The organism is Pseudomonas tehranensis (genome assembly GCF_014268615.1).
GTDB classification, from domain to species: Bacteria; Pseudomonadota; Gammaproteobacteria; order Pseudomonadales; family Pseudomonadaceae; genus Aquipseudomonas; species Aquipseudomonas tehranensis.
The window spans coordinates 1-7786 of the sequence record NZ_JABWQV010000236.1; the positions used below are offsets into that span (position 1 = coordinate 1).

Here is a 7786-nt window from a genome sequence, read left to right on the forward strand (position 1 = left end):
GTGGTTAACGGGGCGCCAAGATCAACGTCCGCCGCGAGGCGGCCTGATAGCCGGCCTGGCTCTTGCTGGTGTACACCCATCAGACTTGTTTGAGCAGGATCTGTGGGAGCAAAGCTTGCTCGCGAAGGCGGCGGTACATTCAGCATGGATGCAAGCAGACCCATCGCTATCGCGAGCAAGCTTCGCTCCCACAAGATTGGCGGTGGGCATGATCTTGTAAACGACCGAAACCCGTGTGGGAGCGAGCCTGCTCGCGATGGCGGCCTGACAGCCGGCCTGGTTCTTGCGGGGGGTGTACACCCATCAGACTTTTTTGAGTTGGACCTGTGGGAGCAAAGCTTGCTCGCGAGGCGGCCTGGTAGCCGACCTGGCTCTCCCAGTTGTACTCCGGTCCAATTGTGGGAGCGGGCTTGCTCGCGAAGGCGGCGGTACATTCAGCATGGATGCAAGCAGACCCATCGCTATCGCGAGCAAGCTTCGCTCCCACAAGATTGGCGGTGGACATTGATCTTGTAAACGACCGAAGTCCGTGTGGGAGCGAGCCTGCTCGCGATGGCGGCCTGACAGCCGACCAGGGTTGTGGGAATGGTCGGACACCCGTCCTGACGCAGCAGATTTTTCCGACGAGCTCTGGCGGTTGCCGGGTGGGAAGGGCTGTCGCTAACCTTTTTCCGTCGCTGCCAATTCAGCGGCCGGGCCTGGAAACCCGATGAGTAGAAGGCATATCAGCGAGTCGCGTGAGATACTGCGGCGCTTTGAGCGTTCAGTTCTGCGTTATGGCGGCTGTGCGCGGGAGACTTTCGAGTCTGCCGGGTATTCCTTCTACCTTGGTTTCCAGCCCGCGCACAGCTGCCACCCTCTCGCCTGGAAACGGGAGATGGCGGTTCCACTACGCAAAGAAGGATATGCATCATGTTCAAAGCCACACCCAATCCCCCCGAAACCGATTCCCAAAAGCACGATGAAGCCGCCAAGCGCGCCCTCGATTATTATCTCGACCCCAAGCCTCAAGCCAAAAAGACACAACCCTCAAGCCAGCTGTTCACTGTCGCGGAGAGCGCAGACACGGAGACGCTCCTAGCTAACCTCAGCGAAACCCTGGCCTCCGCCAACGCCATGCTCGGCGACCTGACCTTCGATCTGGAAGGCTCGCGTCGGCATTTCGCCCTGGGAGTCCAGCAGATGATCGAACTCAGTGAATTGTTGGCGAACCGGGCGTTGGACATCGTCGATCCGCGCTAACGTCAAGCGTAAGCATTGTGTGGGAGCACCTGAGTGTGTCATTCAACATTGATGTCGGCTGACCCGACGCATTCGCGAGCAAGCCCGCTCCCACAGTTTGATCGAAGTACAACCGGGAGAAACAGGTCGGCTATCAGGCCGCCTCGCGAGCAAGCTGTGCTCCCACAGGTCCAGCACAAACAGGTCTGACGGGTGTACACCCGCTAAAGCCAGGCCGGCTATCAGGCCGCCTCGCGAAGGACGTTGATCTCGGCGCCCCGTTAACCACGCTGGCCGAACGCAGGTATTGCGCAGTGGGCATCCCGGCATGGATGCCGGGATAGCCGCGCTGGGCCATGGATGGCCCTTCGCGGCGGGCCCACGGAGCAATGCCGGAGTGAGGGCATGCCGAGCCCTAGCGAGGCACCAAGTGGTGGGGCAAAAGCGTTTTGCTTACTTTTCGCCGGGCCGCGCAGGCTTCTCAAAAGTGAGCCGCTGTAAGAGCGGAACCATAAGTGGCCGTTACCGCAGCAATGGATATGTCCTCAGTCAGACCGCCATCGCGAGCAGGCTCGCTCCCACAATTGGATCCAAGTACAACCGGGAGAAACAGGTCGGCTATAAGGCCGCCTCGCGAGCAAGCTTTGCTCCCACAGGTACCGTGATCGACTGATCATCGGAGGCGACAACACGGGCAAATCCCCCAAACCCCCACAATCTCCCTGTAAACTCCGCCCTTTGCCCAACACCCAGGGAGTCGGTCATGTCGGGTTCTATCCTTTATATCCACGGCTTCAACAGCGCCCCAGCGTCGACCAAGGCCAGTCAGTTGATCGACGTAATGGCCCGCCTGGGCCTAAGCGACCGCCTACAAGTCCCCGCCTTGCACCACCACCCGCGCCAGGCCATCGGTCAGCTGGAGCAGGCGATTGCACAACTAGGCCGCCCACTGCTGGTCGGCAGCTCGCTCGGCGGCTACTATGCGACTCACTTGGCCGAGCGCCACGGGCTCAAGGCCCTGCTGGTCAACCCTGCCGTCAGCCCGCATCGGATGTTCGACGGTTACCTGGGCACGCAGAAGAATTTGTACACCGACGAAACCTGGGAATTGACCCACGACCACGTCACGGCCCTGGCCGAGCTGGAAGTGCTTGCACCCCAGGATCCGCAGCGGTATCAGGTATGGTTGCAAACCGGGGACGAAACGCTGGATTATCGCCACGCCCAGCAGTATTACCGCGCCTGTGCCTTGCGCATCCAGGCCGGCGGCGACCACAGTTTTCAAGGGTTTGCCCTACAGTTGCCGGCGCTGTTGAGTTTTGCCGGCATTGGCGCCGATTTGTACCAGGCGATCGACTTCACGTCGCTGTGAGCCATCGCCTCTTTTTCATTGAACACTGACGACGAGACCCCATGGCCACTCCCAGCGCTAGCTCTTATAACGCAGACGCCATCGAAGTCCTCTCGGGCCTCGACCCGGTGCGCAAGCGCCCCGGCATGTACACCGACACCAGTCGGCCGAACCACCTTGCCCAGGAAGTCATCGACAACAGCGTCGACGAAGCCTTGGCCGGGCACGCCCGTTCGGTGCAGGTCATCCTGCACGCCGACCACTCGCTGGAAGTCAGCGACGACGGCCGCGGTATGCCGGTGGATATTCACCCTGAAGAAGGCGTGTCGGGCGTCGAGTTGATCCTCACCAAGCTCCACGCGGGTGGCAAGTTTTCCAACAAGAACTACCAGTTCTCCGGCGGTTTGCACGGGGTGGGTATTTCCGTGGTCAACGCCCTGTCGACCCTGGTCCGCGTGCGGGTCAAGCGTGACGGCAACGAATACCAGATGACCTTTGCCGACGGCTACAAGGCCACCGAACTGGAAGTGGTCGGCACCGTCGGCAAGCGCAATACCGGGACCAGCGTGTATTTTGCCCCGGACCCCAAGTATTTCGATTCGCCGAAATTCTCCGTCACCCGCCTCAAGCATGTGCTCAAGGCCAAGGCCGTGTTGTGCCCTGGGCTGCTGGTCAGTTTCGAGGACAAGGCCACCGGCGAGAAAGTCGAGTGGCATTACGAAGACGGCCTGCGCTCTTATCTGGTGGACGCGGTCAACGGTTTCGAACGCCTGCCTGACGAGCCGTTCTGCGGCAGCCTGGCCGGTAACAAGGAAGCGGTGGACTGGGCGCTGTTGTGGCTGCCCGAAGGGGGCGAAAGCGTTCAGGAGAGCTACGTTAACCTGATCCCCACGGCTCAAGGGGGCACCCACGTCAACGGATTGCGCCAGGGTTTGCTCGACGCCATGCGCGAGTTCTGCGAGTTCCGCAACCTGCTGCCCCGTGGCGTGAAGCTGGCGCCGGAAGACGTCTGGGAACGCATTGCCTTCGTATTGTCGATGAAGATGCAGGAGCCGCAATTCTCCGGCCAGACCAAGGAGCGTCTGTCGTCCCGCGAAGCGGCGGCGTTTGTTTCCGGGGTGGTCAAGGACGCGTTCAGCCTGTGGCTCAATGCCAACCCGGAAACCGGGCTGGCCCTGGCGGAGTTGGCGATCAACAACGCCGGGCGGCGCCTCAAGGCCAGCAAGAAGGTCGAGCGCAAGCGCATCACCCAGGGGCCGGCCTTACCGGGCAAGCTCGCCGATTGCGCCGGGCAGGACCCGATGCGCTCCGAGCTGTTTTTGGTGGAAGGTGACTCCGCCGGCGGTTCGGCCAAGCAGGCGCGGGACAAAGAATTCCAGGCGATCCTGCCGTTGCGCGGCAAGATCCTCAATACCTGGGAAGTGGACGGCAGCGAAGTGCTGGCCAGTCAGGAAGTGCATAACATCGCAGTGGCCATCGGTGTCGATCCGGGCGCCGCGGACATGAGCCAACTGCGTTACGGCAAGATCTGCATCCTCGCCGACGCCGACTCCGACGGTCTGCACATCGCCACGTTGTTGTGCGCCTTGTTCGTCCAGCATTTCCGCCCGCTGGTGGACGCCGGTCACGTCTACGTGGCGATGCCGCCGCTGTACCGCATCGACCTGGGCAAAGAGATTTACTACGCCTTGGACGAAGCCGAGCGCGATGGCATCCTCGACCGCCTGGTGGCCGAGAAGAAACGCGGCAAACCGCAAGTCACCCGATTCAAGGGCCTTGGCGAGATGAACCCGCCGCAACTGCGCGAAACCACCATGGATCCGAACACGCGCCGCTTGGTGCAGTTGACCCTGGATGATTTCGAAGCGACCTCGGAAATGATGGACATGTTGCTGGCGAAGAAGCGCGCTGGCGATCGCAAGTCCTGGCTCGAATCCAAAGGGGACCTGGCCGAGGTGCTGGCCTGATGCGCAACGGTTTCGCCCTGGCGTTGTTGCTGTGGGCGGGGGTGGTGGTCGCAGGTCCTGCACCGCAATTGAAGTTGCTGTCCGAGCATGCCGTCGAGGATTTGCGCGGCGGTAACTTGTCCGGGCTGGCCGTGTGCGGCGGCGAAATATGGACGGTGTCGGATCGCGATGATGATCGGATCTATCGCCTCAACTCCTCTGATGCGCCGGTCTGGCAGGCAGAAGCCGTTGAAATTCAGGTGCCGCCGGTGCCCGACAGCGGTTTACCGTGGGGTTTGAGATCGCGGACCTGGGCGGCGTCGTACCTGCGCGGTGGCGAACTGGATTTCGAAGGCATCAGCTGTGACAGCGCTGGCAATCGCTACGTGGTCAGTGAATCCCATGCCGCGGTGTTGCAGGTGTCGCCGACGGGCGCCGCGTCCTGGTTGAAAATCGCACCGGTGATGATCCGTCAGGCGCGGGCCAGTGGCATGTTGCTGCATTTCAATGCGTTGTTTGAAGGCCTGGCGGTAAATCCTGCCGGCGATCAGTTGTGGTTGGCGGCGGAGCGTGAACGCCGCGGCCTATTGCTGATCAAGCGCCAGCAAGCCGTGTGGGATTGTGATGGCAATTGCGTGCTGCTGAGCGAAGCGGGGAAAGAGATGCAGCCGGTGCAGTTCCCCAATGCCACGGCGGTATCGCGGGATTTCGCCGATCTGTCACTGTTCGACGGCAAGCTGTTTACCCTGGAGCGCAACGCTTATCAGATCTGCCGGCGTGACGCGCAAACCGCTCAAGTGGAGCGTTGCTGGTCGTTCGCCGCCGAAGCGCTGCAGGAAAACCGTCGTTATTCACAGGACTACGGCTTGGCCGAAGCGCTGGTGGTGGACGCCGAAGGCGCCTGGGTTGGCCTGGATAACAATGACGGCCCACGGGCCGACGGCGAACGGCGGCCGATCATCTGGCGCTTTGCCGCGCCGGCCGGTGGCTGGGGCGCCACGCCATGAGCCAGCAACCGCCGGGCAAGCGCGCCGGTCGGGTGTTGATGATACTGGCCTGGTGCGCGGCGCTGTTCCTGGCGACGCGGTTTTTTGCCCAGTGGGAGCAGCGTGCGCAGAATCCCAATACCGAGGTGTATTCGCAACAGGGTGAAGGTTTTATCGAGGTGAAGCTGGTAAGCAATAAACAGGGGCATTTTGTCGCCAGCGGCCAGATCAACGGCCAACCGGTGGACTTCATGCTCGACACCGGCGCCACGGACGTGGCGATCCCGCAGGAGCTGGCCGCGCGCCTCAAGCTGGAAAAAGGTTTCGGTGTGACGTTGAGCACCGCCAACGGTTTGAGCGAGGGTTATCGCACCCGCATCGACCGTTTGCAATTGGGTGACATCGTGTTGCGCGATGTCCGTGCCCTGGTGGCGCCAGGCCTGGGCGGCACGCAAGTGCTGCTGGGCATGAGCGCCCTGAACAAACTTGAATTTACCCAGCGCGGCGGCACCATGTTGCTGCGCCAGACAACGAACTGATGAGGCCCGCATGAGCGACATTCTTGCAGACAGCTTAGACGGCGTAGAGCGCCGGTCGCTGGCTGACTTCACCGAAAATGCCTACCTCAATTACTCCATGTACGTGATCATGGACCGCGCTTTGCCGCACATCGGCGACGGTCTCAAGCCGGTTCAGCGGCGGATCATCTACGCCATGAGTGAGCTGGGGCTGGATGCCGATTCCAAGCACAAGAAGTCGGCGCGTACCGTTGGTGACGTACTCGGCAAGTTCCATCCCCATGGCGACTCGGCCTGCTACGAAGCCATGGTGCTGATGGCCCAGCCGTTCAGCTACCGCTACACCCTGGTGGACGGCCAGGGCAACTGGGGTGCGCCAGACGATCCCAAGTCTTTTGCTGCCATGCGTTACACCGAGGCGCGGCTGTCGCGTTATTCCGAAGTGCTGCTCAGCGAGCTGGGCCAAGGCACCGCAGATTGGGGGCCGAACTTCGACGGCACCCTCGATGAACCCTTGGTGTTGCCGGCACGTTTGCCGAACATCCTCCTCAATGGCACCACCGGCATCGCCGTGGGCATGGCCACCGACGTGCCGCCGCACAACCTGCGGGAAGTGGCAACCGCGTGCGTGCGCCTGCTGGACGAGCCCAAAGCCACGGTGGAGCAGCTCTGCGAGCACATTCAGGGCCCGGACTACCCGACCGAAGCGGAAATCATCACCCCGCGCGCCGACCTCCTGAAAATCTACGAAACCGGTCGCGGTTCGGTGCGTATGCGCGCGGTGTACCACATCGAAGATGGCGACATTATCGTCACCGCCCTGCCGCACCAGGTTTCCGGGGCCAAGGTTCTGGAACAAATTGCGGCGATGATGCAGGCAAAGCCGTCGAAAGCACCGCAAGTCGCTGACCTTCGCGACGAATCCGACCACGAGAACCCGTGCCGGATCGTGATTATTCCGGTCAACAGTCGGGTTGATCATGACGCGCTGATGCAGCACCTGTTTGCCAGTACCGATCTTGAGTCCAGCTACCGGGTCAACATCAACATCATCGGTCTGGACGGCAAGCCACAGCTGAAAAACCTGCGGGCGCTGCTGGTGGAATGGCTGGAGTTTCGCGTCAAGACCGTGCGCCGGCGCCTGCAATTTCGCCTGGACAAGGTCGAGCGTCGCCTGCACCTGTTGGACGGTTTGCTGATTGCCTACCTCAACCTGGATGAAGTGATTCATATCATCCGCACCGAGGAGCACCCCAAGGCCAGCCTGATCGCGCGTTTTGCCTTGAGCGAAATCCAGGCCGACTACATTCTCGATACCCGCCTGCGGCAACTGGCGCGGCTGGAAGAGATGAAGCTGCGGGCCGAGCAGGATGAATTGCTCAAGGAACAGGCCAAGCTGCAAGCTTTGCTGGGCAGCGAAGCCAAGCTCAAGAAGCTGGTGCGCACCGAACTGCTCAAGGATGCTGAAACCTACGGCGACGATCGTCGTTCGCCCATCGTCGAGCGCGCCGAAGCCAAGGCGCTGAGCGAACATGATCTGTTGCCGAACGAGAAAGTGACCGTCGTGCTGTCGGAAAAAGGCTGGGTACGCTCCGCCAAGGGTCATGATATTGACGCCGCGGGGCTTTCCTACAAGGCGGGGGACGGTTTCAAGGCACTGGCGGCCGGGCGTTCCAACCAGTTTGCGGTGTTCGTCGATTCTACCGGGCGCAGTTATTCGGTGCCGGCCCATACCCTGCCATCGGCTCCCCCCCCCCCCCCCCC

General features: G+C 61.6%; 6 protein-coding genes. All 6 read left to right on the forward strand.

What is annotated here, in order from left to right; translation table 11 throughout:
• Positions 1-912: 912 nt before the first annotated feature.
• Entirely contained in the window at positions 913-1242 is a 330-nt protein-coding gene (locus HU811_RS22645; RefSeq protein WP_186658179.1) for a DUF6124 family protein, read from the forward strand.
• Positions 1243-1984: 742 nt separating this feature from the next.
• The gene (locus HU811_RS22650; protein WP_186658182.1) at positions 1985-2593 is read left to right on the forward strand and encodes a YqiA/YcfP family alpha/beta fold hydrolase; all 609 of its coding nucleotides are present in this window, start codon (positions 1985-1987) and stop codon (positions 2591-2593) included.
• A 41-nt stretch (positions 2594-2634) separates the two neighbouring features.
• A complete protein-coding gene (parE, locus tag HU811_RS22655) occupies positions 2635-4539 on the forward strand; it encodes a DNA topoisomerase IV subunit B (protein WP_047227288.1) in 1905 nt (634 codons plus the stop codon).
• Positions 4539-5525 (forward strand): esterase-like activity of phytase family protein, encoded by a 987-nt coding sequence (locus HU811_RS22660; RefSeq protein WP_186658184.1) that lies wholly within the window; start codon positions 4539-4541, stop codon positions 5523-5525. Before parE ends, HU811_RS22660 begins: the two co-directional genes overlap by 1 nt.
• A complete protein-coding gene (locus HU811_RS22665) occupies positions 5522-6043 on the forward strand; it encodes a retropepsin-like aspartic protease family protein (RefSeq protein ID WP_186658186.1) in 522 nt (173 codons plus the stop codon). Before HU811_RS22660 ends, HU811_RS22665 begins: the two co-directional genes overlap by 4 nt.
• Positions 6044-6053: 10 nt before the next feature.
• Positions 6054-7786: DNA topoisomerase IV subunit A (gene parC, locus HU811_RS22670; RefSeq protein ID WP_186658187.1), on the forward strand; the 1733-nt coding region annotated here is incomplete at its 3' end.

Bases quoted from the DNA above. Each gene is read 5' to 3' on its own strand.
- HU811_RS22650 (WP_186658182.1), top strand. From the start codon at position 1,985: ATGTCGGGTTCTATCCTTTATATCCACGGCTTCAACAGCGCCCCAGCG.
- HU811_RS22660 (WP_186658184.1), top strand. From the start codon at position 4,539: ATGCGCAACGGTTTCGCCCTGGCGTTGTTGCTGTGGGCGGGGGTGGTG.
- HU811_RS22645 (WP_186658179.1), top strand. From the start codon at position 913: ATGTTCAAAGCCACACCCAATCCCCCCGAAACCGATTCCCAAAAGCAC.
- parE (WP_047227288.1), top strand. From the start codon at position 2,635: ATGGCCACTCCCAGCGCTAGCTCTTATAACGCAGACGCCATCGAAGTC.
- HU811_RS22665 (WP_186658186.1), top strand. From the start codon at position 5,522: ATGAGCCAGCAACCGCCGGGCAAGCGCGCCGGTCGGGTGTTGATGATA.